32 protein-coding genes and 1 tRNA gene are annotated in these 24,087 nt (G+C 62.8%); 14 read left to right on the top strand and 19 right to left on the bottom strand.

Translation table 11 applies throughout. The annotated features are described in order from the left end of the window. Positions 1–10 precede the first annotated feature (10 nt). Positions 11–706, top strand: a complete 696-nt coding sequence (locus KBY74_RS05240) for a metal ABC transporter ATP-binding protein (protein WP_254929999.1) — start codon at positions 11–13, stop codon at positions 704–706. A 10-nt stretch (positions 707–716) separates the two neighbouring features. Here KBY74_RS05240 and KBY74_RS05235 read toward each other — a convergent pair whose 3' ends face one another. Beyond that, positions 717–1,118: a transcriptional repressor gene (locus KBY74_RS05235; protein WP_254930000.1), complete on the bottom strand. Its 402-nt coding sequence runs from the start codon at positions 1,116–1,118 to the stop codon at positions 717–719. A 34-nt stretch (positions 1,119–1,152) separates the two neighbouring features. On the opposite strand from KBY74_RS05235, the gene KBY74_RS05230 reads away from it, so the two are divergent. Beyond that, positions 1,153–1,965: a metal ABC transporter permease gene (locus KBY74_RS05230; RefSeq protein WP_254941793.1), complete on the top strand. Its 813-nt coding sequence runs from the start codon at positions 1,153–1,155 to the stop codon at positions 1,963–1,965. Here KBY74_RS05230 and KBY74_RS05225 read toward each other — a convergent pair. The 6 genes from KBY74_RS05225 to KBY74_RS05200 form a co-directional block, all read right to left on the bottom strand. After that, positions 1,951–3,270: a hypothetical protein gene (locus KBY74_RS05225; RefSeq protein WP_254941792.1), complete on the bottom strand. Its 1,320-nt coding sequence runs from the start codon at positions 3,268–3,270 to the stop codon at positions 1,951–1,953. The genes KBY74_RS05230 and KBY74_RS05225 overlap by 15 nt on opposite strands. After that, positions 3,267–3,968, bottom strand: coding sequence for a TIGR03943 family putative permease subunit (locus KBY74_RS05220; protein WP_254941791.1), 702 nt, complete (start codon positions 3,966–3,968; stop codon positions 3,267–3,269). Before KBY74_RS05220 ends, KBY74_RS05225 begins: the two co-directional genes overlap by 4 nt. Next, positions 3,944–4,900: a permease gene (locus tag KBY74_RS05215; RefSeq protein ID WP_254941790.1), complete on the bottom strand. Its 957-nt coding sequence runs from the start codon at positions 4,898–4,900 to the stop codon at positions 3,944–3,946. Before KBY74_RS05215 ends, KBY74_RS05220 begins: the two co-directional genes overlap by 25 nt. Positions 4,901–4,936: 36 nt before the next feature. Beyond that, positions 4,937–5,362, bottom strand: a complete 426-nt coding sequence (locus KBY74_RS05210) for a hypothetical protein (protein ID WP_254941789.1) — start codon at positions 5,360–5,362, stop codon at positions 4,937–4,939. Next, on the bottom strand, positions 5,362–5,589 hold the full coding sequence (locus KBY74_RS05205; RefSeq protein ID WP_254941788.1) for a DUF3721 domain-containing protein: 228 nt from the start codon (positions 5,587–5,589) through the stop codon (positions 5,362–5,364). The genes KBY74_RS05210 and KBY74_RS05205 overlap by 1 nt, the downstream gene beginning before the upstream one ends. Before the next feature lie 72 nt (positions 5,590–5,661). After that, a complete protein-coding gene (locus KBY74_RS05200) occupies positions 5,662–6,126 on the bottom strand; it encodes a 6-carboxytetrahydropterin synthase (RefSeq protein ID WP_254930006.1) in 465 nt (154 codons plus the stop codon). Here KBY74_RS05200 and hisIE point away from each other — a divergent pair. After that, the gene (gene hisIE / locus KBY74_RS05195; RefSeq protein ID WP_254941787.1) at positions 6,125–6,841 is read left to right on the top strand and encodes a bifunctional phosphoribosyl-AMP cyclohydrolase/phosphoribosyl-ATP diphosphatase HisIE; all 717 of its coding nucleotides are present in this window, start codon (positions 6,125–6,127) and stop codon (positions 6,839–6,841) included. The genes KBY74_RS05200 and hisIE overlap by 2 nt on opposite strands. An 8-nt stretch (positions 6,842–6,849) precedes the next feature. Here hisIE and KBY74_RS05190 read toward each other — a convergent pair whose 3' ends face one another. The 3 genes from KBY74_RS05190 to KBY74_RS05180 all read right to left on the bottom strand — a co-directional run bounded on the left by KBY74_RS05190 (position 6,850) and on the right by KBY74_RS05180 (position 8,882). Beyond that, entirely contained in the window at positions 6,850–7,608 is a 759-nt protein-coding gene (locus tag KBY74_RS05190; protein WP_254941786.1) for a phycobilisome rod-core linker polypeptide, read from the bottom strand. Positions 7,609–7,713: 105 nt separating this feature from the next. Then, on the bottom strand, positions 7,714–8,301 hold the full coding sequence (locus KBY74_RS05185; protein ID WP_254941785.1) for a peptidase: 588 nt from the start codon (positions 8,299–8,301) through the stop codon (positions 7,714–7,716). A 101-nt stretch (positions 8,302–8,402) separates the two neighbouring features. Continuing rightward, on the bottom strand, positions 8,403–8,882 hold the full coding sequence (locus KBY74_RS05180) for a DUF2214 family protein (RefSeq protein WP_396093408.1): 480 nt from the start codon (positions 8,880–8,882) through the stop codon (positions 8,403–8,405). A 211-nt stretch (positions 8,883–9,093) separates the two neighbouring features. On the opposite strand from KBY74_RS05180, the gene KBY74_RS05175 reads away from it, so the two are divergent. From KBY74_RS05175 to KBY74_RS05160, 4 genes are all read left to right on the top strand, one after another. Continuing rightward, complete coding sequence (locus KBY74_RS05175; protein ID WP_254941784.1) at positions 9,094–10,017, top strand: sigma-70 family RNA polymerase sigma factor; 924 nt, start codon at positions 9,094–9,096, stop codon at positions 10,015–10,017. Between the two features lie 44 nt (positions 10,018–10,061). Next, the gene (locus tag KBY74_RS05170) at positions 10,062–10,457 is read left to right on the top strand and encodes a DUF1232 domain-containing protein (protein ID WP_254941783.1); all 396 of its coding nucleotides are present in this window, start codon (positions 10,062–10,064) and stop codon (positions 10,455–10,457) included. Between the two features lie 5 nt (positions 10,458–10,462). After that, positions 10,463–10,789, top strand: coding sequence for a hypothetical protein (locus tag KBY74_RS05165; protein WP_254941782.1), 327 nt, complete (start codon positions 10,463–10,465; stop codon positions 10,787–10,789). A gap of 296 nt (positions 10,790–11,085) precedes the next feature. After that, complete coding sequence (locus tag KBY74_RS05160; RefSeq protein WP_254941802.1) at positions 11,086–11,577, top strand: phosphate-starvation-inducible PsiE family protein; 492 nt, start codon at positions 11,086–11,088, stop codon at positions 11,575–11,577. Here KBY74_RS05160 and KBY74_RS05155 read toward each other — a convergent pair. Together KBY74_RS05155 and KBY74_RS05150 are read right to left on the bottom strand one after the other, a co-directional pair. Then, positions 11,513–12,043 carry a Nif11 domain/cupin domain-containing protein gene (locus KBY74_RS05155; RefSeq protein WP_254941781.1) on the bottom strand — a complete coding sequence of 177 codons (531 nt, stop codon included), beginning with the start codon at positions 12,041–12,043 and terminating at the stop codon, positions 11,513–11,515. The genes KBY74_RS05160 and KBY74_RS05155 overlap by 65 nt on opposite strands. After that, entirely contained in the window at positions 12,036–12,587 is a 552-nt protein-coding gene (locus tag KBY74_RS05150) for a GNAT family N-acetyltransferase (protein ID WP_254941780.1), read from the bottom strand. The genes KBY74_RS05155 and KBY74_RS05150 overlap by 8 nt, the downstream gene beginning before the upstream one ends. 137 nt (positions 12,588–12,724) lie before the next feature. Here KBY74_RS05150 and KBY74_RS05145 point away from each other — a divergent pair, with 137 nt between their 5' ends. Continuing rightward, positions 12,725–13,090, top strand: coding sequence for an AbrB family transcriptional regulator (locus tag KBY74_RS05145; RefSeq protein WP_106502848.1), 366 nt, complete (start codon positions 12,725–12,727; stop codon positions 13,088–13,090). A gap of 96 nt (positions 13,091–13,186) precedes the next feature. Here KBY74_RS05145 and KBY74_RS05140 read toward each other — a convergent pair whose 3' ends face one another. Continuing rightward, complete coding sequence (locus KBY74_RS05140; protein WP_254941779.1) at positions 13,187–15,868, bottom strand: AAA family ATPase; 2,682 nt, start codon at positions 15,866–15,868, stop codon at positions 13,187–13,189. A 2-nt stretch (positions 15,869–15,870) separates the two neighbouring features. Then, positions 15,871–17,070: a metallophosphoesterase gene (locus KBY74_RS05135; protein WP_254941778.1), complete on the bottom strand. Its 1,200-nt coding sequence runs from the start codon at positions 17,068–17,070 to the stop codon at positions 15,871–15,873. Between the two features lie 148 nt (positions 17,071–17,218). Between KBY74_RS05135 and KBY74_RS05130 the strand changes: the two genes are divergently transcribed. Continuing rightward, a complete protein-coding gene (locus KBY74_RS05130) occupies positions 17,219–17,524 on the top strand; it encodes a c-type cytochrome (RefSeq protein ID WP_254941801.1) in 306 nt (101 codons plus the stop codon). Positions 17,525–17,531: 7 nt separating this feature from the next. Here KBY74_RS05130 and KBY74_RS05125 read toward each other — a convergent pair whose 3' ends face one another. After that, positions 17,532–17,798: a YciI family protein gene (locus KBY74_RS05125; RefSeq protein ID WP_254941777.1), complete on the bottom strand. Its 267-nt coding sequence runs from the start codon at positions 17,796–17,798 to the stop codon at positions 17,532–17,534. A 161-nt stretch (positions 17,799–17,959) separates the two neighbouring features. Between KBY74_RS05125 and KBY74_RS05120 the strand changes: the two genes are divergently transcribed. Next, entirely contained in the window at positions 17,960–18,154 is a 195-nt protein-coding gene (locus KBY74_RS05120) for a hypothetical protein (RefSeq protein WP_254941776.1), read from the top strand. A gap of 62 nt (positions 18,155–18,216) precedes the next feature. After that, positions 18,217–19,425 carry an aminotransferase class I/II-fold pyridoxal phosphate-dependent enzyme gene (locus tag KBY74_RS05115; protein ID WP_254941800.1) on the top strand — a complete coding sequence of 403 codons (1,209 nt, stop codon included), beginning with the start codon at positions 18,217–18,219 and terminating at the stop codon, positions 19,423–19,425. Between the two features lie 26 nt (positions 19,426–19,451). Here the strand turns inward: KBY74_RS05115 and KBY74_RS05110 are convergent, their stop codons facing one another. Genes KBY74_RS05110 through KBY74_RS05095 form a run of 4 tightly spaced genes read right to left on the bottom strand, consistent with a single transcriptional unit; the run spans position 19,452 to position 21,487 of the window. Next, positions 19,452–20,039: a DUF938 domain-containing protein gene (locus KBY74_RS05110; protein WP_254941775.1), complete on the bottom strand. Its 588-nt coding sequence runs from the start codon at positions 20,037–20,039 to the stop codon at positions 19,452–19,454. Between the two features lie 7 nt (positions 20,040–20,046). Further along, the gene (gene trpA, locus KBY74_RS05105) at positions 20,047–20,862 is read right to left on the bottom strand and encodes a tryptophan synthase subunit alpha (RefSeq protein WP_254941774.1); all 816 of its coding nucleotides are present in this window, start codon (positions 20,860–20,862) and stop codon (positions 20,047–20,049) included. A gap of 29 nt (positions 20,863–20,891) precedes the next feature. Further along, positions 20,892–21,233, bottom strand: a complete 342-nt coding sequence (locus KBY74_RS05100; protein ID WP_254941773.1) for a DUF3007 family protein — start codon at positions 21,231–21,233, stop codon at positions 20,892–20,894. Next, positions 21,230–21,487 (bottom strand): NAD(P)H-quinone oxidoreductase subunit L, encoded by a 258-nt coding sequence (locus KBY74_RS05095; RefSeq protein ID WP_254941772.1) that lies wholly within the window; start codon positions 21,485–21,487, stop codon positions 21,230–21,232. The genes KBY74_RS05100 and KBY74_RS05095 overlap by 4 nt, the downstream gene beginning before the upstream one ends. A gap of 41 nt (positions 21,488–21,528) precedes the next feature. Between KBY74_RS05095 and KBY74_RS05090 the strand changes: the two genes are divergently transcribed. The 3 genes from KBY74_RS05090 (at position 21,529) to KBY74_RS13840 (ending at position 23,626) form a co-directional block, all read left to right on the top strand. Continuing rightward, a tRNA-Leu gene (locus tag KBY74_RS05090) sits at positions 21,529–21,612 on the top strand. A 272-nt stretch (positions 21,613–21,884) separates the two neighbouring features. Next, positions 21,885–22,916 (top strand): integrase, encoded by a 1,032-nt coding sequence (locus tag KBY74_RS05085; protein WP_254941771.1) that lies wholly within the window; start codon positions 21,885–21,887, stop codon positions 22,914–22,916. Between the two features lie 572 nt (positions 22,917–23,488). After that, on the top strand, positions 23,489–23,626 hold the full coding sequence (locus KBY74_RS13840; RefSeq protein ID WP_396123092.1) for a ribbon-helix-helix protein, CopG family: 138 nt from the start codon (positions 23,489–23,491) through the stop codon (positions 23,624–23,626). The last annotated feature ends 461 nt before the right edge of the window (positions 23,627–24,087 follow it).

Below are 24,087 nucleotides of genomic sequence, written 5' to 3'. Positions count from 1 at the left end.
ATGGTGTTGCGTGTCGCTTGAGGTGAGTGAGCTGCGGGTGCGCCGCGGCGGCGAGCTGGCTCTCGACGGTGTGGCTTTTGAGCTCGAGCCCGGCACGCTCACCGCCCTGGTGGGCCCCAACGGCGCTGGCAAAAGCACCCTCCTGCAGGCCATTGAGGGTCAGCTGCCAATCGAGAGCGGTTCGATCCGGCTCGATGGGGTGCCCCTCACCTTGGCCCTGGCGCGGCAGCAGTTGGCCTTGATGCCCCAGCGGGGGGAGATCGCCTGGCACTTTCCGATCACTGTGCGGGAGTTGGTGGCCCTGGGGCGGATGGCCGCCAAGCGTCCTGGCTGCTGCGATGTGGAAGCCGCCCTGCAGCGGGTGGGCCTGGCAGGGTTGGCGGGCCGGCGCCTGGATCAGTTGTCCGGTGGCCAGCAGCAGCGAGCCCTGCTGGCCCGCACCCTGGTGCAGCCAGCCAGGCTGCTGTTGCTGGATGAGCCCTGCGCTGCCATCGACCCCCCTTCACGCACCCAGCTGCTCAAGGTGATGGGCCAGCTGCGCGATGCCGGTCTCACCCTGCTGGTGAGCAGCCACGACTGGGGCCGCGACCTCGACGCCTACGACAGGGTGCTGGTGCTCGATCGCTCCCTGCTCGCCGACGGCAGCCCCCAGCAAGTGCGCCAGGCCCTCGGCGACCTGCGGGTAGGCAACCACTGCTGCGGTTGATGGGCTGGCGCTAGCTGGCCTGGCGCTGTTGACAGCTTCCGCAGAGCCCGAAAAATTCCAGGGTGTGAAATAGCAGCTGGAAGCCTGCGCTCTGGCCGCCGTCTAGGTGCACGTCGTGCATGGGGCAGTTATTAAGAACCACCGTGGCGCCGCAGTCGACACAGGTGAGGTGGTGTTCGTCGCGCTCTGTGGGGGCGAACAGAGCCTCGCCGCTGGGCAGGTGGCGGCAGCGGATCCAGCCCCGCTGCTGCAGCTGGCGCAGGTGGCGGTATACCGTTGCCAGCCCCATGGGCTGGGAGCCTTGGCGCAGCAGGGCGTGCAGGTCCTGGCCGGAGAGTTCCCGGTCGGCTTGGCGCAACGCCGTAAGCAGCAGCTGCTGGCGGTCGCTTGACGCGGCAACCTGGGTGGGCATGGCCAGAGTGGCTGGGGCGTAGTGCGCTGATCCTATGGAGACTCTTTGGTGGCTGCTGCCCCTGGTGCTGGCGCTGGTGATCGGCGGCCTCTGCCCATTGGCCGGCACCTTGCTGCTGGTGCAGCGGCGCCTGTTCCTGGCAAATCTCGTGTCGCACGCGGTGTTGCCGGGTTTGGCCCTGGCGCTGGCCCTGCGGCTTGATCCGGGCCTCGGTGGGGTGATCAGCGGCCTAGCCGGTGCCCTGTTGGCGGAGCGGCTCAGCCGTGGTGATCGTTCTGGGGAAGGGGGCGATGAGGCGGTGCTCAACACCGTGCTGGCTGGCTTTCTCGGTTTAGGGGTGCTGTTGATTCCCCTGCTGCACATCCGGGTCGATCTGGAGGCGGTGCTGTTTGGCGATCTGCTGGCCGCCGCTCCTGCCGACCTGCTGCGCAGCCTGCTGGCCCTGGTGGCAGTGCTGCTGCTGCTCGCCTGGCGCTATCACCACTACGTGTATCTGGGGGTGGATCCCCTCGGCGCCGCCAGTGCTGGTTTGCCGGTGCAGCGGCTGCGGCTGCTGCTCACCCTGGTGACTGCCTTCACGGTGGTGAGCGCCATGACCGCCGTGGGGGTGGTTCTGGTGATTGCCTTGATGGGTGCTCCGGCCCTAGTGGCTTTGGCTGGAGCCGCCAGCCTGCGCCAAGCCCTCTGGCGCTCAGCCCTGGTGGGTATGGGGATCAGCGGTGGCGGCTTTCTGTTGGCGATCCAGCCAGCTGTGAACCTGCCGCCCGGTCCCTTGATCGGTGTGCTGTGCATGGGCCTGCTGCCCCTGGCCTCCCTGCAGCACCGGCGTCTATCAGCCAGCGGGTAGCCACAGGGCCAGGCGCACCTGCTTGGCCAGGGGTTGCAGGCTGAGGCTGCTGCCATCTACCAGCACCGGCTTGGCGTGGCTGCCAGAGCGCAGGGTGAGCAGCAGCTGCTGGCGGGTGGGATCAAACAACATCGGCGCTCCCGGCTCCACCTCCCAGCCCTTCAAGGAGCGTTGCTTGAGCAGTTGGCCGCGGCGATCGAGGGCCAGCATCAGGGGCTGGGATCCCTGCGCCCAGTTGCTCACTACCAGCCAGACCCGATCCCCACCCCGGTCGCAGGCGCTGGCCAGGACGGCTTCGCTGCCGATCCAAAGCTGCCGCGGCGGTTGGCCCGGCTCCACCAGCTCAAGGGAGCGCCGGTAGTCGGGCCAGTGCCGCACCAGCAGGGCGCGGCCGCTCACGGGGCAGAAACTGCTGAGCTCCCTACTGCCAGGCAGCAGCTGGCGCCGGCGGGGCTGGCCCGGCAGGTTGTGCAGGGTGAGGCCTTCAAGCTCAGGCACCACCACCCCGCCTCCCTCGGGGAGCAGCTGCATGGGGCCAGAAGCAGAGTGGGGCAGGGGCCATTGGCGCCCCTGGGCGGTACGCACACTGGTGCTCCCCGGATCCAGGGCGGTGGTGGACGATTGCACCAGCAGGTCGCCGCGTCGGTTGCTGCTCAGGTGGGCAAACAGCAGGGCTGCGTCGTCTAGGGGTTGAAGCCCACCCGCCACCGGTTCCGAGAGGCGCCGCGGTTCGCGCACCAGGTTGTGTTGCTGCAGCGGCAGCAGCCAGAGACGGTGGCTGCCCATGCCATCACCACTGAGCACGGCCACACCGGCACCGTTGCCGAGGGGCTGCACTTGGGCCAGCTGCGGCCACACCGGGGTCAGCGCCTGCCAGCTGCCATCGCGCCGTTGCAGCTGCAGCTGTTCGCCGCCGGCCACGGGCACCACCGCCAGCAAGCGCGGCCGGGGGTCCCAGTGCCACTGCTGGCGGCCCAGGGGCAGGTTGCGGCGGTCGACCCCTGCCAGCAGCAACCGCAATGGTCCGGGGATGGTTTGGCCTGGAAGCAGTAGCAGGCGCAGGGGGTTGCTTTCCCCCAGCCACATCCAGGCCAGCTGGGGTTGCAGGCTGCTGGAGCCCACCAGGCTGGATCTGCGCATCGGTCGGCTGAAGCGCAGGTCCAGGGCTGCTGGACCGGAGCTGGCGCTGCTGGATTCCAGCTCCAGCAGTCGTGGTGGGCGTCGTAGCAGTAGTTGTTGCTGCAGCAAGGCCAGGGCGAGTCCTGCCGCCAGCACCAACGTGATCCGTTGCCCCGTTGCCGTCATGGTTCCAGGGGGCGCTTGGGCCGGGCAATCGGCGTGATTCGCTGCGCTACCACCACGCTGCGGCTCTGGCCGTTGCGTTCTTCAATAGCCATGGTGCCCTCCACCGCCAGCCATTGATCCGCCCGGGGCATCCGGCCCGCCGGCCAGCGCACCGGCAGGCCCACCGGGGTGGCATCGGCGAGGCAACAGCGCACCAGCAGCCTGGCCAGCTGGGGGGGCTCACCTGGCTGGGGCAAGACAAAGCCGCTGATCCGCACGGGATCACCCGCGTAGAGGCTGGGGTCGGGTTGGCTGCGTAGCAAGCGCACCCAATCGGTGAGGCTGCGCTGGGCTGGCGGCAGCACGAAGCTCAGCTCAGTCTCATCGCCCAGCTCGGCGGGCCGGTTGGCGGCCAGGGTGCTGAAGGAGGGGTTGGGGGGAATCGCTAATACCAGCAAAGCCACTGCGGCGCTCAGCCACCAGGTTTTGGGGATGGCTTGGCGTCGCGATGGGGCTGGACTTTCCCGGCCCCTTAGCGCCAGTTCAGCCAGCAGCAGGCCCGCCAGCAGCAGCAATGCCACACCGCTCAGCGCCACCAGTGGGTGGAAAACGCCGCTGAGCAAGAGATCCAGCCTGCCGCTGAGGCTGCTTTGCAGCAGCACGGCTCCCCAGAGCCCCAGGGCGAAGGCGCGCATCACAGCAGCAGCAAATTGACCCATTGCCCCAGCACCAGCACGGCCACCGCTGCGGCGGCACTGGTGAGGGCGATGGCCTTGGGCTTAAACAGCACCCGGAACAGTCCCAGCAGCTTCAGGTCGACCACCGGGCCCAGCACCAGAAAGGCCAGCAGCGCTCCCGGGGTGACCTGGGCAGCGAAGCCCAGGGCGAGGAAGGCATCAACGCTGGAGCAAACCGAAACCACCACCGCCAGCAGCATCAGGCTCAGCACAGAGATGGTTGGTGCTCCCCCCACCGCCAGCAGCCAGTTGCGCGGCAGCAAGGTTTGCACCGTGGCGGCGATGGCACAACCCAGCACCAGCAGGGCGGCCAGATCGAGAAATTCGCGGCTGCCGTGCTGGAGCACCTCCTGCAAGGGCGGCCGCGCCACCTGGACGGGCTGCGCCTTGGCGTCGATGGCACCCACAAGCCCGCTGCGACGCTCCAGCAGCCCCACCTGGGCCAAGGGCTGACTCAGCCGTCGTTCTTCGAGCAGCACCGGATCTAGTAATTCGGCCTCGGGCAGCAGGCGCAGCACTATGGCCAGCAGCACCGACAGCAGCAGGGCTGCTCCGGGGCGGGCCGCCAGTAGCCAGGGCTGGTTGGGGAAGGCGGCCCAGGTGCTGGCCAGCACGATTGGATTCAGCACCGGCGCGGCAAACAAAAAGCCCAGGGCCGTGCCAACCGGGGCACCACCGGCCAGCAGCCGCCGTGCCACCGGCACGTTGCCGCATTCACAAGCGGGTAGGGCAAAGCCAAGGGCGGCACCGGTGAGGGGCCCCAGCAGGGGGTGGGCGGGCAACTGCCGTAGCCAGGCACCTCCAGGGGCCAGCCAGCGGGCCAGGCTGGCGATACCGACGCCAATCAGCAGAAACGGCAGGGCTTCGAGCAGCAGACCCTGAAAAATCGCCCAGGCGGTGGCCAGCTGTGCCAAGAGCAACCCGCAGGGATGGACATCATGGATGCTGATTCAGGGTCTTCGGCTTTGCGCAGCTGGGGGTGGCTCGAGCTCGGGATGGGGGGCGCAGGGCATCCACAGCGAACCCATCGCATGAACGCCGTTGCAGCCCATCTGTTTGGCTTTGATCAGGGCTTCCTGCTTGCTTGGGTAGGCGTAGAGGTTTGGGGAATGGGTTCTGGTGGCCGCTTGGTGGTGCTGGTGGGGAGAGCTAGCTCCGGCGTTCCAGATGCCCATCACGTTGACGCCAGCCACAACGATGCCCATCCCCACCACGCAGATATTGATCACCCCCATGCCCACGGCACCGAGGCTCAGCAAGCCCATCGGCACTACCCCAATGCTCACGACCCCCATTGGCACGATGCCGATCGAGATGATGCCCTGGGGGGCGATGCCGATGGCCAGCAGTTTGGGTTTGTCGCCGCACTTGGCCATCAGTGGGCCGGCGTATGGCTGCCAGAGCCATCGGTGTGTTTGGTGCAGGGCATCCATTGATCGCCCATCTGGTGCGCTCCGGTGCAGTGGAAATGCTTGGCTGCTTTTTCGGCCGCGGCTTTAGTGGGGTAAAGCGCCTGAACTCCACCACTACTTCGAGTGGGCTCAGCCAGGGCAGTAGTGGGCAGCAACAGGGCAGCAGTTAGTAGGAGGAGCAAGCGGCCCATCGGGCGGTGGCGGTTCATTGAGGCGCAAGATAGGAGCCCCGAGCCCCTGGCCCAGTCATTGCTGGCTTGATGTCAGGGTTTGAACCACCCGGGCAGGGCTTCAAAACAGGCGGCATTTTTCTCGTTTTCCCTCGCCTCCACCTTCCAGCAGCAGCTGCGGCCGCTGTCGCGGCCGTGCAGCAGTTCGTTGGCCCAGCCCCACACCAGCTCCGCGCTGGCCTCCATGCCCACATTGGCCATCACGCGCAGGTCGAGGGCGCCCTGGTCGTGCAGCTGGCGCCAGGTGGAGAGGAGGGGGTCATCGGCATTGGCCAGAAAGGTGTGGTCGAATTGATCTGCAAGCCGTGCTTCGAGCTCTTTCAGGCTGGAAAAATCCACCACAAAGCCACAGTCGTCGAGTTCATTGGCCCGAAACCAGAAGCTAAAACTGCGGCTGTAACCATGCACGAAGCGGCAGTGGCCCTGGTGGCGCCATTGGCGATGGCAACAGGGATAACCGCTGAAGGTTTTACTGCAGCTGTAGGCCGGAGTGGGCATGGGTGAGGATCGGGACAGCAGCAGCGCAAGGGCCTTGTCAGCAGTATTTCAGCCCCCAGACCCTCAATTCATTGGGGCCTTGCGCTTCAACGAAGCTGGTTTGATTCCCGCGGTCGCCCAGGACTGGCTCGATGGTGCCGTGTTGATGGTGGCCTGGATGAACCAGGAGGCGATCGAGCGCACCCTCGCCAGCGGCGAGGTGCACTACTGGAGCCGCTCGCGCCAGGAGCTATGGCATAAGGGGGCCACCAGCGGCCATATCCAGCAGCTCAAGGGCCTGCGCTACGACTGTGACGCCGACGTGCTGCTACTCAGCATTGAGCAGAGCGGCGATGTGGCCTGCCACACCGGCGCCCGCAGCTGCTTCTACGACAACGGTCCTGAGCCCACGGCCGGGGGGCCATCGGCCGCTCAGCCGCCGGCAGATGTCTGCACCGAACTGATGCGGGTGATCGAAGGGCGCCGCGACCTGCCCGAGCCCGGCAGCTACACCAATAAACTGTTTGAGGGGGGCGACAACCGCATCCTCAAGAAGATCGGGGAGGAGAGCGCTGAGTTTGTGATGGCTTGCAAGGACGACAACGGCGAGGAGATCGCCGCTGAAGCGGCCGACATCGTTTTCCACTTGCAGGTGGCGCTTGCTCACCACGGCGTCAGCTGGCGCCAGGTGCAGCAGGTGCTGGCTGCCCGCCGCGGCGCTCCTCGGCGGGGCTGAGGGAGGCCTCAGCCTGTGCTGAGCATGGCCGCAGCAATCCAGATCACCAGGCCGGTGAGCACGAAGCCTCCAGTTGCCACGGTGTATTGCCAGATAGCTTGGACCCTTGGTGTGGGCTGGCCTTCCAGCCAGGCCGGGCGGGCCCAGCCGCCGCCGTCTGTCCAGGGGTTTAATCCTTCAGCGGGTGCGCGCCTGGCCATCGCCTCACGCCAGTAGGAGTCGTATCGGGGGGCTTGCTGGTTGAAGGGCATGGTGCCGACGTCCTGGCCGGGAAGTACCCGCGAGCGCTGAAAAGGCACCAGGTTGTCGCCGAAGTTGTCGCGGTATTCGTCGGAATTCAGCAGCGCGTCAACAAACTTGGGCAGCCCCTGCTCGGCGATCACGATCGACCAGGCGATCTGTTCAGCTTGGCCATGCACCGGTCGGCCAAATACCCGACCCACCACCTGTTCCACCACCCTGTAATTGCTATTGCAGCGATAAAAATCCCTCTGAAACTTCTCCGAGAGCAGGAGTTGGCGGATGAAGTCGCGGGTGCTGATCTGACCGGAGCGCAGCTGGGATTCCAGCACCGCATCACGGTCCACTTTGAAGGCGTGAAAGTAGATCTGACGGTAGGCCTGCTCAATCACAGCATCGGTGGCTGCCGGATCCCGCACCAGGCAAGTGGTGTCGATCTGGCGGGGGCTTTCCTCACCGGCGGCCAGAAAGCTGCTGACACGAGCGCTGTTGGTGAGTGGCTTGGTGGCCAGAACGGGCAAGGGCACAGGGGTGAAAAATCCTCAAGGCGAGCAACGTATAAGTTTTTTCAAGCGCTCTTTAAAAGATTCGTTGAATTATCAGACAACTTGACAATGCGCAACATTGCGCAATTAATGGCAGCCGATCCGGTCCCCGGCTGCAGTTGCGTCGCTGCCTGGAAGACCGGGCTGCTGTTGCAGCCACATAAAAGTGGCCCGATCCCGGGCTGTGAGTTGCAGCACGGGGGTTGGCCCGGGCACGCCCGCCATAGCGTCTTGGGGGTGATCACTGTGTCCCCACATCCCGAAGGCGTGGCCAAGTTCGTGCAGGGCCGTCGCCTGGATGGCGTCCGGTCGCTGCCCAGGGCTGATGCTCACCAGTACCCGCGGCTCGATTTTGGCGGGGTCGCCTGGCTTGTTCGTCGCCAGAGCTAGCTCGGCTCGGCCATGGCTGGCCCGGCCCCGCTGCAGAGGTGGCCGGCGCCTCAATATTTGTACTTGGGCCGATTCCCTGCTTTCGCTGCGGTGAATCGTGACCAATTCAGCCCAGCTTGCCAGCGCCGCTTCCACGGCTTGCAGCCAAAGCTGATCCCAGCGGGTGGCAGGCCCGTCGGCTGCGGAGGGCTCGATCCACACGCACCAATGCTGACGTTTGGGCCAGCCGTGGGGTGTGGGAACCAGCCGCTGGCGGTAATCACCCCCAGCTGCTTCGGCTGTCAATGCCCTGGCTGGAAAAAGCGCCAGAACAAGCACTAGGCCGCAAGCCGGCAAACTCGCTCGATTTAATCGCCGGCTTAATCGCCGGCTTAATCGCCGCAGCATCAGGCAGGCAGGCCGACGCCGCGGGCCATCAAGGTGGCTAGTAGGGGCACAAGGGCAAAGCCCACCAACTCGATATTGAGAATCCAGCCCAGACGGGTGGCGAGAGCTTCGCTTACTTGGGGCAGCTCGCCCTTGCGCAGCGGGATAGCCCAGAGGATGTAGGTGATGGTGGGGTACAGCGACAGCCCTCCCACCCCTAGATAGAGCCCAACCTTCCACCAGAACAGGGGGTTCTCCGTATAAAACTCGCTTCCCTGGCCGAAGTACAGAACCCGCAGAATCCCGCTCACCAGCAGGGCAAGGGCTGCCAGGCCATACACCACATCGGTGATCACCATCAAGGTGGCATCGGCCTTGTTTGGATTTGGCTTGATCAAGCGCCGCTCAAGCACCAAGGCGCCAAAACAGAGCATGAAGCTCACGTAGTGCACGTAGGCCACCCCAGCGCGGGAGAGCACTTCAGGGGGGATGGCAGCCAAGCCAGGCATGTGTAGTAGGCAAATCTTGGCAACCGTAACCGGCCGGTCAGCTTGCCTGCTGCCCTGCCCAACAGGGAGCTGAAATCAGCAGCCATTGTGAAAGTTGAACAAGCACGGGAATTGAGGGGAATTTTGAAAGTCGGAAGCTTTTCTGTTAGTCCGTTTCTGCTTGCTGATTGCCCTTAGGTTCAATTCATTGCTTAGGTGATCCATGGCGAGCTCCTTGAGCGTCTTTTTAGGTGAAATTGGCCGTCATCAGTTGTTGACACCCGAGCAGGAGCTCACCTTGGGTCGCAAGGTGCAGGCCATGGCCCTTTTGCAGGAGCGCTGCCGTGATGCCGGTGGCTCGGGACCTGCTTGCGACTTCAATGATCTGGAGCGCTGCACCCTCAAAGCCGGTGAGCTGGCCAAAAACCAAATGATCACGGCCAACCTGCGGCTGGTGGTCAACCTGGCCAAGCGCTACCAGAACAAGGGCCTAGAGCTGCTGGACCTAATCCAGGAGGGCACCCTTGGTCTCACTCGCGCCGTGGAGAAATACGATCCCAGCCGCGGGCATCGCTTTAGTACTTACGCCTATTGGTGGATTCGACAGGGTCTAACCCGCGCCCTATCCACCCAGAGCCGCACCATTCGCATTCCCGTCAATGTGAATGAAAAACTCACAAAATTGCGTGCTGCCAAAGCTCGCTATCTCCAGGCCAACGGAGTTGCACCTAGGCCAGCCCAGTTGGCCCAGATGATGCATCTGCCCCAGGCGGCAGTGGATGATTTGCTGGGCTGCGAACTACGCAGCATCACCGTGAGCCTGCAGGGGGTGGTGAAATCGAAGTCTGATCCCTTTGAGCTGGTTGATGTGTTGCCCAGCCCGGAGCTGCCGCCGATGGAGCGCGTTGAGCTTGCCGAGCGCACGGCCGCGGTGTGGACCATGCTCGAATGCGCCAACCTCACCCCCAAGGAACTCACGGTGGTGATGCAGCGCTTCGGTCTCGATAGCAGCCACGAATGGCGGACCCTGGCTGAAGTGGCCCGCCAGCTCGATTGCAGCCGGGAGTATTGCCGCCAGGTGCTGCAGCGGGCCCTGCGCAAATTGCGGAAAACCGGCATCGATAGCGGTTTGGTTGAAGCCGAGTAGCTGTCGTTTGCTCCTTGAATAAGCAGGTTGGCTGCAGTGCTGCCGTGACCGAGTTCGTAGATCCGACCTCAGGGGATGCTTCCGCAACGGATGCTCCCGTCGTTGATGCCCAGGTGTTGGAGAGCACCGAGGTGAATGAGGTGGTGTTGCTCAAGTTGTTGCGCCGAGCTGGCCGCACCCTGGCCAGGCCTGCCCTGGAGTGTCTGGAGCTGTTGCTTGACCCCCAGACCCCTGCACCAGCCAAACTCACCGTGCTGGCCGCGCTCACCTACCTGCTGGTGCCCCTAGATCTGATTCCAGATTTCATTCCTGCGGCGGGCTTCAGCGACGATCTTGTGGCCGTTACGGCGTTGCTTGGTTTGTGCAGTCGCCATCGCACCCCGGCGGTGCAGTTGCGGGCCCAGCGCAGACTGGATCAATGGTTTCCCCTGAACCGCTGATAGCGATGGCCAGCCTCACAGGTGCAGAGCTCGATGATCTGCAGAGCTTTCTCAAAGACTGGCTGCGCCACACCGGACGCACCCAGGCGGATCTCAGGCGCGCTCTGCAAGCTGCTTCGATTCGGATGCCCGTCCTGCTTGAGGTGCTGCAACGCACTCACAACCGCGACGGCTTGCCTGGCCTCGCCCAGCAGCTGTGTGGCGTTGAGGAGCTCTGGCAAAACGAAGATGGAGCGGGCCAGAGCGAGGGAGAGGGTCGGATGGGGTTGGAGGCTTCGCTGGGGCAGCTAGATCTGCTGTTGCAGGAAATTCGCCAAGACCAGCAAACCTGAGCATGGCCGTTCAGAGTGGCGAAATAACAGCTATTGCTTCGATGCAGCTCCCAGGCGTTTGTTTGGCAACCCTTGCCGCCAGCACCTTGCTCGCCATGGTTCCAGCCTTGGCCCAGTCTGAAAGTTTTCTTCTGGGCCCGGGCAGTTCCGTGGGGCCATCCACCAAGGTCAAGCCCAAAAATTGCGTCACAGCAGCGGATGGATCCATCACTTGTGACACCCAGCTGGAAAGCTCCCCCAGCGACACCCAAGCCCGACCTATCTATGAGCAGTTCAAGAATTAACTGGAGACCGTGATCAGAAAACTGCGCCGGCTCTGGCAAGACGCCACCTATCTCGAGCTGATCGATCGCAGCGAGCAATCCCTGGCCAAGCTGCTTGGCTTCGTGTTGCTGGTGGTGTTGGTGGCTGGCACCGTGCAGTTAACGATCGGTGTAACCGCGTCGGTGCTCCAGCCCGATACGCCCTGGCTTGGCAGCAAGATAAATGCGGTTTTGGGCGATCTGCTCACCCTCCTAATTGCGGTGGAGGTGCTCCAAAACGTGACCTCCTATCTGCGCCGTCATGTGGTGCAGATCGAGCTGGTGTTGCTCACAGCCATGACCGCGGTAGCTCGAAAGGTGATCGTGCTGCCCCCCGGGGCTGAAAACAAGCCCGAGCTTCTCGGCGGGCTAGGTATTGCAGTGGTCGCCTTAGCGGCGGCGTTCTGGCTGGTTCGCAGCGTCAACATTCGCCAGCCTCCCGCCAGAACAGGGCCAGCCATACGGTCCCCGGAGCAGGATCCGTAGCGAGGAGCCTGTGCCGTTGGTGGGCTGGAATCAGCAGGCTGTCTCCTCGGCAGAGCTCTACAGGCACCGTCTCACCGTCTAGCTCAAGCAGGGCGCTGCCTTGGAGCAGGGTTACCCACTCGTGTTCCTCTTGGTCGTACCAAAAACCCTCAGGACTGGCTGCAAGGCAGGAGTGAATCCGCTCAAGTCGCCAATTTTTTTGATCCACTAAAACAACGCTGATTTCCTGCCCCGTAGCCGGGCAGGGACTAGCTAAGAGATTGGCTTCGGCTTGCCGGGGGGGATCGGTTTCACCCCAGCGCCGGCCGATCTCGAAGCCCCTGCTGCGGGCTAGTTCCACAACCGCGTGGTGATTGCTGCAGTCCCGCAGGGCCTGGCGCAGGGATGGCTCGGCCTCGCTGAGGGCCACGAAGGCATTCAGCTGGCGTACCTTCTCGAGAAATTGCTGCAATTGGGCTTCAGCCATCGCGGCCCCGTTCTTTTTGCTGGCTCAGGTCTTTGATCATCCGCCATCGCTGGAAGGATTCCCCAGCAAATATCACCTTCTCTTCGGCCTCGATCTGCCAGCCGAGCTGGAGTAAAAGCGGCTTGGAAAGCTGGCTCGCTTCGGTGTGCAACTGGCGGCACCCCTGTTGCCAGGCGTGGCTTTCAAGGGACTGCAGGATTAGTCGGCCCCTTCCCTGCCGGGAGGCTCTGCCGCGGCAATAGAGAAGCGATAGCCGTTGCGGCGGATCCAGCACCCCAAAAGCTTCAATAATTTTTTGGTTGTTGGCTGCGCAGCTGGCCAGGCCATAGCCCCTATGCAGGGCTTCGCGAACAGCATTGCTGGTGTGGGCATGGTTGGCCCATGCCGCAATCTGAGCTTGGCTATAAAGGCCTTTGGCCTGGCTGATCACGGCGTCGTGATACACCGCTGCTACTTGATCGAGATCGACGGGATGCAGCACCCGCAGGTTTTCCATCCCGTTGCTGGGTTCAGCCTGCTTTCTATCACCGCTGCCAGCCAGCATCGAAATGGGCTGAATGTTTAGGCATTGAATTGCCTGGCAAAGCTTGGCAGCTGCAGTTAATGGTGTAAATTCTGAATGTAATTCCTAGGGGCTAACCTCTTAAGCCCCGCCAATTCACCCACCAATCCCCTAAATCGATGCTCACAGGATCAGAACTGCTTGCCAAGGTCAAAGAGCTTGGCGATGTGGGTAAGTCGGAGATCGTCCGTGCCTGCGGCTATGTCTCCAATAAGAAGGACGGCGGCGAGCGCCTTAATTTCACTGCCTTCTATGAGGCCCTGCTTGAAGCCAAGGGCGTTGAGCTTGGCGGTGCTGGCAAGGTTGGCAAGGGCGGCCGCAAACTCAGCTACATCGCTACCGTGCAAGGCAATGGCAACCTGCTGATCGGCAAGGCCTACACGGCACTGCTTGATCTCAAGCCCGGCGATGAGTTCGAGATCAAGCTCGGCCGCAAGCAGATTCGTCTGATTCCCGCCGGTGCCACCGACGAAGACGAAGAGTGATAGCTGCGTCCCCATTTGACGCTGCTTAAGCATCTGTTAATTGTTTCCCCCGGCTGGTCCGGGGTTTTTTTTGTCTTGCCGCCCACGACTCTCTGGTCAGGCGGCTAGGGCGATTTCACTGCCAAGCTCGGCAGCCAGCGCCTGATAGTCATTCGGGTTGCAGGACAGCAGGATCAGTTGCATGCCGTGGTTGGCCCCTCGGCGCAGCATCTGCTGCAGTGCTTGCAGGCGCTGTTGATCGCTGTTGGCAAAGGCGTCGTCGAATATCAACGGCAGGCAATCGTCGTAGGCGGGTTGGAGCACCTCCGCTATGGCCAAGCGCAGGGCGGCGGCTAATTGTTCGCGCATGCCTCCACTTAGCTGCTCGAAGCCAAAGCGGTGTTGGCCCTGCTGAAGTTCGAAATTGCCAAACCCACTTTTGGGGTCAAAGTCCAGGCTTGCCTGGTGCCTGCCGCTTTGCAGGTAGTGGAGGTAGGGCCCAATGGCCTGCTCCAGCGGTTCGCTGTAGCGCTGGGAGAAATCCTGGCGGGTCTGGTGAAACAGGTTCTGCAACATCTGCAATGCCTGGGTTTGGAGCTCCAGCGCCTCCAGATCTGCCTGGGCCGACTCCCAGGCGGCCTGGCGATGTTCCACTAATGCCGCTGGATCATCCGAGCTAAGAGTGAGGCAGCGTTGCTCGTTTTGGCCGCGGTTTGTGAGCAGGGCGTCTTTCTCGCTATCTAGCAGGCGTAGGCGCTGCTCGATGGCGCCGTCAGCTGGCAGCTTGTCGAGCAGTTCGTTATCCAGGGCAGACAACTCCGCCTCTTGGATGAGCAGGGCCTGGCGGCTGTTGTTCACCGCATCAGTTAGTTGCTGCGCATCACCGTGACTGGCTTGTAGGGCTAGTTGGCGTTCCGCCAAGGTGCTCAGGGAGCCCGTGAGTTGCTCGAGGTTTCGCTCCAGCTCCTGGCTGCTTCGGTGCTGCTGCTCCAGCTGCTGGCGCCAGCTTGTGCGCTCGGCTTCGGCCTGCTGCTGCTTTTGACTGAGCTCATTGGCTTGTCGCCGCAGCTCCTCGATCCAGGCCTCGAGCTCCGCGCGCCCCTGGGGCAACTCGCCGCTTTCGGCCAGGCTCTGGCGCTGCAATTGATGGTGTGCCAGCCGGCTGAGCAGGCGCTGACGCCTCGGCTCAAGGGCGGCGATCTGCTCTTCCAAGCGACTCCAGGGGATGGCGCTGGCCGCTTGGCGCAGGTTGGCCAGCTCGAGCTCCAGGGCCTGGCGCTGCTGGGCAATCACTTCTGCCGCTTCGCTGTTGGCCACGCCAATTGCGGTCTGCAGCTCGCGCAGGGCCGTACCGCTGTGCTGCAGGGCAGCCGCAGCTTGGGCGGTCGCCTCCCCTCCCCCAGGGCTGATTCGCAGCCTTACCCCGCAGCCCACCGCCAGCTCGGCGCTGCCGTTTAGCTGAACTGTTTCTCCAGGGGATAGGGGCTGGCCGGCGAGGCTTACGGGCTGATCCGCCTCAATCAAACTGATCGCTGTCGCCATGGCCTGGCTGCGGGCTTCGGCCTGGGCCCATTGCTGTTCGGCCTGCCGCAGGGCCTTCACAGCGGCGGCATCGATCGGTGCCAGCTGGGCAAGGCTCTGCTTGCACTGTTCCGCCTGGAGCTGGAGCCGCTGGAATTGTTGTTGATGCTCTAGGAGCTGCTGACCTTCCCGCTCGAGGTTGGCTAGATCGAGCAGTTGCTGGGCCAGCTCTAGACGCTCGACCTGTTGCTGCTGCTGGTTTTTCAGCTCCTGGCAGGCCTGCTCTGAGCTTTGGCAATTGGCTTCCAAACTGCGGAATTGTTCTTGCCGGCTGGCGCGTTGCAGCTGCCAGTCCTGCTGCTGCGCCCCTAGTTCGCCCAGCTGCCGCTGCACCGCTTGCAGCTGCCCCTGGGCCTGCTCAAGATTGCTCAGTTGCTGGCGCAGGGGCTCGACCTGGGCTCGCCGCAGCCGCACCTGGGCCTCCAGCTGGAGAGCTCGCTGCAGCTGCGGTCGCTCCTGGGCTTCGATCAACTGCAGCCTTTGACCTATTTGGCGCAGCTGCTCCATGGCCGCTTCCAGCTCAGCTTGGAGGGCTTGGGCTTGCTCCAGGTTCAGTAGGGCGTCTGAGCAGCGTTGGCGGGCCGCGGCCAGGGGGGAGCCAGCCTTCACCTTGCCAGTGGCCGTGAACTGCTGGTCGAGCCGGGCCTGCAGCTGCTCGCTGACCAGGCGGTCGAGGGGGGATTCCAGGGCTGCGGCCGCTGCGCCCCGCTGCTGCAGTTGTTGTACCAGCTGTTCAACGTCGTAGGCCTCGCTGGGGCTGCCCAGCAGGTTGGTGCCGGCCTCCCCCTGGCGCACCCAGAGGTGGGCCCAGCGCAGCGGCAACTGACTGTGGCGCCTGCCCTCGATTGGCCCATCCACCCCCAGTAGACGGGCCAGCTGCTCCTCCGCCGCCGCCCCCCGCAGGGCCAGGCCCGCATCGCTGCTGAGCTGGCAGGTGCCACTTGCCCCGGAAAAGCGCTTGCGTAGCTCCCAACGGGCGCCGGCCGCCTCAAAGCCCAGCTCCACCTCCGGCAGGCCGCTGTGCAGGCGGGAGCGCATTTCGTCTACCGCCCGGCCCGTGGCAGTGGCCTTGAGGAACAGCACCTTGTGCAGGGCTTCCACCACCGTGCTCTTGCCCGCCTCATTGGGGCCGCCCAGCAGGGTGAAGCGGGGATCAAACTGAAGCTCGAGCTGCTGGTGCAAGCGCACCTGGCGCAGGGTGGCGTGGAGCAGGCGCATGTTTAGCCCCGCAACTGGGCCACGGTCTGGTGCAGCTCGCTGAGGGCTAGACGCACCACCGTGGGGTCGGCGTCGCCAGGGGCCTTAAGGCAGCGATGCAGCTCTTGGGCAACCCGGGCAACCAGGGGATCGCCGGGGCGCTGGGTTAGCTCGGCTAGTTCGGCATCTCCGGGCGCCGCTTCACAGCGACCACGCAGCTTCAGTCGCAGCAGCTGGGCATCCAGGCGCTCCAACAGTTCCGCGTAGCGGCGATGGCCAGCCAGGCTGAGGCTGCCGCCCACCTCCAGCAGCAGCAGGTCGCTGCCGATGCGCCCGCCAAGCAGGCGTTCCAGCTGAGCTTCGAGTCGCTCAAGGTCGCTGTCTTGCTGCAGTTGGATGCGCATCGGATGCCAGCTAAGCGCTCCGGTGGCCAAGGGGCTCACCTGGGGCAGCACGCCTCGCCCAAGCTGCACCTGCAACACCTGGCCGCAGCGGTAGTCGGCGCTGCGGGGAAAGCGATCTGCTTCTGGGGTGCCGCTGTACCAAACCTTCTCCGATACACGTTTGAGGCCGTGCCAGTCGCCTAAGGCCACATAGTCAACATGCTCCAACCAGGCCCCCTCAAGCCGCAAACGGTTGCTGGCATCGCCGGGGTTGTCGTCGTCTGGCTCGCCAGCGGCATCAAGGTCGGTGGCACCAAAGCCGTGAACCGAGCCATGGGCGAGCACCAACCGGGGCTTGTTTTTAGGCAGCTCAGTCCAGTTGAGGCCGTTGAGCCAGCCGCAGGGATCGCTTGCATCAGTGCGACGCAGTAGTGGACAGGGCAGCACCACCACACTTGCCAGTTCGATGGGTGTGGCCTCCAGCAACACCTGCAGGTTGGCGGCGCGGCGCCCCTGCTCAGCCTGGAAATAGGGCGTATGCCACACGCTGCCTGGGGCACCGTGGTCGTGGTTGCCGGGGATCACCAGCACGGCACAAGGGATCGTGCCGATGGCGGCACACACGGCACTTACATCCGCTGCGCCAGGCGTGGGTGAGTCGAACAGATCCCCAGCTACCACTACTAAGTCAGCAGCTGTGGCGGCGGCGTGGGTTGCGATACGGCCGATTGCCTGGAGCCGCACCTGGCGCAGCAGTGCGCGTTTGTCTGGATCGCTGACCCGGGCATAGGGCTTGCCGATCTGCCAGTCGGCGCTGTGCAGCAGGGTGACGGGTGGCAAGGGGCTAGCCAGGACCCAGGTGGCGGCGTAAGACCCTGTTTAGCGCCTGCAGGCGCACACTGGAATCATCGATAGCAGGATTCCCACGGTGCTTCAGAAGCTGTTGCGGGGGTTGGGGTTGGCCAGATTGGCGTTGTTAGCCGTGGTGATGGCGGCGCTGGTTATCAGCGCAGAGCCGGCTTGGGCTGCCCCTGCGGCGGATGGGGCAGAGCTGTTTGCCAACCATTGCGCTGGCTGCCACGTCAATGGCGGCAACATCATTCGCCGCGGTAAAAACCTGCACCTGGCGGCTTTGGAGCGCAATGGCATCGATGCTCCGGATCGGATCGCCGTAATTGCCGCCGCGGGCCAGGGTCAGATGTCTGGCTATGCAGCCGTGCTTGGGGAAGGGGGAGCAGAGGCGGTGGCTGCCTACGTATGGCAGCAGGCCCAGCTGGATTGGCCCAAGGGATGAAGTTGCTTCAGAAGGCCTGGATCCAGGGATACACCTGCACCTCAGTCCAGATGCCATTGCGCCAGTAGACATCTGCCTTGACAAGGGCTTCAACTTGCTCCTTGCTGCCCGCCTCGTAGATCCCGAACACATGGGTGCTGCCTTCGGTGGGGCCCAGGGTGATCAGGGTGCCGGCGTTCTTGAGGCCCTGCAGTCCAGCCAGGTGCTCGTCCCGGTAAGGGGTGCGCTTTTCAAGGGCGTTATCGCAGTAGGTGCCCCAGAGCACGAAGCGCATGGTGTTGGGAGTTATCGGGGCCTGACATTACGGGGTTACCGGCTTACTGGCTGCCGATCAGGGGTGTTAAGAAGGGTGTCTCAAGATCCCAAATTCACGTGCTTCGCTCCTGTCTCCTTCTTGCTGCTGCTGTCTTTTTCGCGGCTCCTGCTCAAGCCAACATGGTGAAGCAAATCATCGTCGGCAAGTGCTCCAGCGCCATGCAGGATGACTTCAAGAAGGCAGGTAAAACACCCCCTGCTGGAATGATCAGCGAGACCTGTGGCTGCATTGCCGACGGCTACGGCAAAGGTCAAAGCTTGGATCAGGCCAAGGCCGCCTGCGTTAAGCAGTCAACTGCCAAATACAACCCTTGAGTTTTAGGGCTGTGAGCTCTACCGCTTACCCCCTACCAGGCCCAAGCCAGAGGTTGGCGAAGGTGCTCAGCCCAATCATTCCTGAGCTGGCTGCCCTGGTGCACCAGACCCCAGGCACCCTGTCGCTGGCCCAGGGAATGGTGGGCTGGGATCCGCCACCGGGGGTAGCACTTGCCGTGGCCGATGCTCTGGCTGCCGGGGGGCCAGCCCTGCACCGTTACGGCCCACTCCGGGGTGATTCAGAGCTGTTGGCGGCGATCACAGCCAAGCTCGCCAACCAAAACAACCTCGATCTCACAGGGGCTGAGCTGCTGGTCACAGCCGGCAGCAACATGGCTTTCAACGCGGTAGCTCAAGTGATCGCAGCGGGTCCCCCCGGGGAACCCAGCGAGGTGATCTTGCCTGTGCCCTTTTATTTCAACCACGTGATGGCGGTGCAGCTGGCCGGTGCTGTGCCCGTACCGGTGCAGGCTGGCCTGATACCCGATCCCGAGCGGCTGGCGGCGGCAATCACGCCGCGCACCCGGGCCATCGTCACCGTGTCGCCAAATAACCCCAGCGGCGTGGTGATTCCGGCCCAGGTGTTGGCGGCGATCAACCAGCTCTGTGCGTTGCACGGCCTGTTTCACATCAGCGATGAGGCCTACGAGCAGTTCGTTTACGGCGAGGTGCCCCACTGGAGCGCCGGTTCGCTGCCCGGCAGCGCCGCCCACACCGTGTCGCTGCATTCGCTGTCTAAGGCCTATGGCCTAGCGGGCTGGCGGTTGGGCTACATGGCCGTACCGCAGGCGCTGCTGCCTCCCTTGTTGAAGGTGCAGGACACGGTGCTGATTTGTCCGCCCCGACTCACCCAGCACGCCGCCCGGGCCGCCCTAGCTGCCGGGCCGGCCTGGTGCGCGCCCAGGATCGCAGCCCTGGCGAAGCTGCGCCTGCAGCTGCTGGCTGCCGTGGCAGAGCAGCAGGCCCAGGGCTTGCCGGTGCGCTTGCTGGCCCAGCCCGATGGGGCCTTCTACGCCCTGCTGCAAGTTGCTGTGCCGTTGCCGTTCGATGCGGACATGCTGATGCGGCGGCTGGTGCTCGAGCACCGGGTGGCGACCCTGAGCGGCGGCAGCTTCGGACTGGATTCAAGCGACGCTGGGCCGGTGTTGCGGCTCAGCTACGGCCTGCTCGACGCTGCGGATCTGGCTGAGGCCCTCGATCGCCTGTTCAGCGGCCTACGCCGCCTACTGGCTACAGCTGGCGGCGCAGGCCGCGCCCACCGCACTGAATAGCTTGGTTGCCTCGTTGGTTGCCTCGTTCATCGACGCTCCAGCACCAGCATTCGGTTGTTGGCCGGCAGGGGCAGATCGGCTAGGAGGTCGAGACCGAGGTTTTGGGCTTGTTGCACCAGCTCAATGGCATCACGCACCCCCATGGCTGGATCGAGGCTGCGCAGGTGCTGGTCGAAGGCGGCGTTGCTGGCGGCAGTGTGTATGCCGCCCTCCTGGAAGGGGCCGTAGAGCAGCAGCAGCCCGCTAGGCCGCAACACCAGCGAGGCACCGGCTAGTAGAAGCGGTACGGCCGCCGCCGACATGATGTGGCAGGTGTTGGCGCTGAAAACAGCATCGAAGCTCTGGCGTGGCCATTGCTGGGCTATCGATACATCGAGAGCGATGGCTGGTGGCAGCGTGGGGCTCAGGGCCTCCAGCTGGGCCTGCAGATCCGTGAGGCTCTCTTGGCGTTCACTGGCCTGCCAGCTGAGGCCTGCGATCTGCTGGCAGAAGAAAGCTGCGTGCTGGCCGCTGCCTGAGCCGATCTCCAGTACTTGGGCGTGGGCGGGCAGCCACTCTTTAAGCACAGCCAGGATCGGCCCTTTGTTGCGCTCGCAGGCGGGGGAAAACAGCATGAGGGGCTTAAGCGTCGAGCCCGGCCCGCAACTCGGCGCAGAAGCGCCCGGCCGCGGCGGCAACGTCGCCCTGCTGGCCATGGGCGGCCGCCATCACTTTCACTAGGGCACTGCCCACAATTGCTCCATCGGCGCCCCAGTCGCGCACCTGACGGGCTTGCTCGGGGCCGGAAATGCCAAAGCCCACGGCGATTGGCGTATCTCCCAGGGTCTTGAGTTGGCCCACCAGATCGCCCACCCGGGACTCAAGGTTTGTGCGCACCCCGGTCACGCCGGTGACGCTCACCAGGTATGTGAAGCCGCGGCTGGCCTGATGGATTCTTCCCATGCGCTCGGCTGGCGTGGTGGGCGCCACCAGCAGCACTAGATCGAGGCCGGCAGCTGCTGCGATTACTGAGAGTTTCTCGGCCTCCTCAAGGGGTAGGTCTGGCACCACCAAGCCGGCGGCTCCGGCGGCGGCGGCGGCGGCACAGAAGGCCTCCATGCCGCGGTTGAGCAAGGGGTTGCTGTAGGTGAACAGCACTACGGGCATGGTCAGTTCACCCTTGAGGGAGCTGAGCATCTCCAGCACCCCGGCAGGAGTGGTGCGAGCCTTCAGGGCTCGGCTGGCGGCGGCCTGGATCACCGGTCCATCGGCCAAGGGATCGCTGTAGGGAATGCCGAGCTCCACCAGGTCGGCGCCATTGGCCTGCAGGGACAGCAGGCTGGCCCGGGTGTGGGTCAGATCCGGATCGCCCGCCATCAAAAACGGCATCAGGGCGCAACGTCCCTGTTGGCGAAGGGAGATGAAACGCTGCTGGATTTGGGTGGGTGGGGCAGACACAGCAGCGATAAGGGCTTCGGCCAGTGAGCCTATGCCTCGCCCTGGGGAGCTTCTGGCAGCTGGCCCGTTTCGCGCAGGAGCCGCTCCTGTTCTTCGGGGCTGAGGGCGTCAAACTTGCGCTGCAGAGCCTCAGTGGTGAAGGCGTCGTAGGCCTCGCGGTATTGGCGCCGCTGCTGGATGAAGGTCATTTTGCCTGTGACCACCCGAAACAGGTAGCTGCCCGTCCAGGCGAGTACCAGCACCATCAGCAGGGCAGAGGCGGCGATACCAGCAGAAAAGCCCTCAAAGCCCCCGGCCTGAAAAATCCAATAACCGCCGCCTCCCAAGCCAAATACTCCTAGGGCCAGCAGCAGGGCCCGACCGTTGGTCATGAGAGCACGTTGCCCTGACCTGCCATGCGCAGGTTGATAAAGGGAGCAAACAAGATCAGCCCAGGGAAAAACAGGAACACCAGCCCGTAGACCCCAAAGCGCTCGAGCTTGCCCATCACGGTCCAACGCTTGATCATCCAGGCGTAAAGCAGCAGGGGCACGGCCACTAGATAGGCGCCTGCGATCAGGGCATAGGCCACCAGCACCAGCAGCAGATCAGGCGAAACGGATTGAAGAAACCCGGGCAGCTGCACGGCAAACCTTCGTGTTGCCACCAATTTAGGATGGCCAGGCAGGGGGCATGGCGGAATTGGTAGACGCAGCGGACTTAAAATCCGCAGACGGCAACGTTGTGGGGGTTCAAGTCCCCCTGCCCCCATCGCTCAAAAACACTGGGCTGCAGTTGATTTGGGCGATTGAGGCTCCAAGGCTCAGTTGGATGACCTGGTAGGCAACAACCCCCGAATTGCCTAAAAACTGCCAAGATTAGGCAACGGATTAGGCAATTGACTACTGGTGGCTGGGGCAAGTGCTGGTAAGGACAAACGTGAGCAGGACGCCTGGCTAGGCCGGCAGAACCGAGCGCTGCGTGATCGGGGCTATCGGGTCTCCCTGGATCTCCACGAGGGCATGGTTCGGTTGCGAGCCACCTTGCCTCCCAAGTCGTCAGAGCCCACCGGAACCCAGTGGAAACAGCGTCGGATCAGTACTGGGCTTCAGTACCCAGAGCAGGCGTCAGAGGCCGTCAACCAGGCCGAGAAGCTGGGTGCCGACATTGAGAAGGTAATTCGTACGCAGCAACCCTTCGACTGGAGTCCCTGGGAGCGCCCATCACGGGGAGGCAGGCGAATCCCTGTAGGTAGCAAGGCCGTTATCAGCGGAGTGGATGCTGTCCGCCAGACGGAGCTGTGGTGGACTAAGCAGCGCAAACGCAGTGTCAGCGCACCCACCACCTGGGATGTGGATTACGACAGACCCTTACGTCCTCTGCTGCTGATTGCGGATCTCCAACCAGAGGACCTTGTTCACTTGGTGTCTGCCACCGAATTGGGATCCAAGACCCGTCAGCGTTGCAGTCGAGCTGCCGCAACTGTCGCCAAGGTGCTGGGGCTTTCAACCGACTTTCAACAGGAGATCCGAAGCCTGGGTAAGGGATACAGTCCGACGATAGATACCGCACCGAGGAATCTGCCGTCTGATGCAGAACTGGTGGCTTTTATCGATTTGTTACCGAGCGAGTGGCAATGGCCTGTCGGAATCTGTGCGGTGTACGGAGCCAGGCCCCATGAAGCTCTGCTCTACGCCGATGTTCTGAGCAGCAAGCTGCTGGAGATCAGCAATGGCAAGACCGGACCCCGTAAAAGTATGGCGCTGCCTGGTGAGTGGATTCAGCGTTGGGAACTGACGACAAAAAGATTGCCGGCCATTGATCGGGACCGTAGTCACAAGGTTGTTGGTGCGGTAATGAGCAGAGTCTTCCGCCGAGCAGAAGTCACGTTTCAGCCGTATGACCTGCGACATGCCTGGGCCGTCCGTGCGATCTACACCCCAAAGATCGGTGCTTCCATGGCAGCCAAGTCAATGGGGCATTCCCTGCAGGTGCACAACTCCACATACCAGAGGTGGTTTGATGCTTCTGGGATGGAGGAACTGCAGGCAGAACTGCTCAACCCAGTTGCTTGATGTATCGCTCGACATGGACGATGTAACGCGTCACAGGCCCTGATGATGTGGGATCGACGCGGTAGCAGTCCGGTGGGAAGTGGCCGTTCTCAATTCGTCTCTTCAGTGAGCGAGGAGATGGAAAGTTCAGGCGTCCTGCAGCTTACTTGAGCGGTAGCCATGGGTTGGATACGCCTGCAACACTGCCTTTCTGAGCTTTGAGTAGTGCCACCTCTGCTGAGAGTTGCTGCACCTTCTGTGTAAGGGCAGGTAAATCGGCTTCCACTGGATCAATCAGGAACTGGTCCGCATCATGTGATGTCGAATGAATCAAGTCAAACGACATTTTCAGGGGTTGTCGACATCTTTTTAGTGTCGACAACTTAATGCCGACAGGGAAAATGTCGATTGACGAATGATGTTTTGGGGCGGCAGATTTAGGGGGCACACAAGCTGCAACCGATGAGCAACTGCTTCCAAGGCCTTGCCTTAAAAATAAAAGAACCAAAGATTAGGGGCGGCTATGATTACATTTGTATTCGGTGATTCTCCGAATACGCCGCCGCATTAATGCTATGAATGATTAAACATTTGTGATCCGTACAGACAAAGATCTGTACGACCGAATCCGCAAGTTGGCCTATTTGGCAAATACAAGCCGAAGCGCCGCGATTCGAAAACTTCTTCAGAGCCAAGAAGAAGAACAGCAAATTGCAACATTAATCGGCTAAAAAAAGACGCCATTGGCGCCTGGTAAACACTTATTAAAGGTAGTCTAACATGTCAAACCCATTTGTAATGCCGCAGGATACGCTGCGCTTTCTTGAGATTCTTGGAAAAAACCCAGCTACAACGCGAATCCGAACTATAGCAAACAAGAAATCAGATTTCCGAAGCGCGCAGGTAGGTCAACTTGAACCAGTAACCCTCGAAAGGTGGATAAGATTGAAGGGCAGAATCTATGTTGTTGTGAATGATGGCGGCGATTCCGACGAAAGTATTACCGCTTGCCGGGCTCTTTTTATTGAGCACGATGATATGTCTATTGAAAAACAACTGTCATGCTGGGAGGGAATACTTCCAAGGCCAACAATGCAGGTACATACAGGAGGAAAAACTGCCATCAGTACTGGGTTATTGTTGAACAAATAAGCGATGAACGCTGGGTAGATATTACCATCAAAGCTATATC

This window comes from Cyanobium sp. A1C-AMD (assembly GCF_024346495.1).
Classification (GTDB): domain Bacteria; phylum Cyanobacteriota; class Cyanobacteriia; order PCC-6307; family Cyanobiaceae; genus Cyanobium_A; species Cyanobium_A usitatum.
Note: the sequence above shows the minus strand (reverse complement) of the source record. Positions and strands in the feature narration are given on the sequence as shown.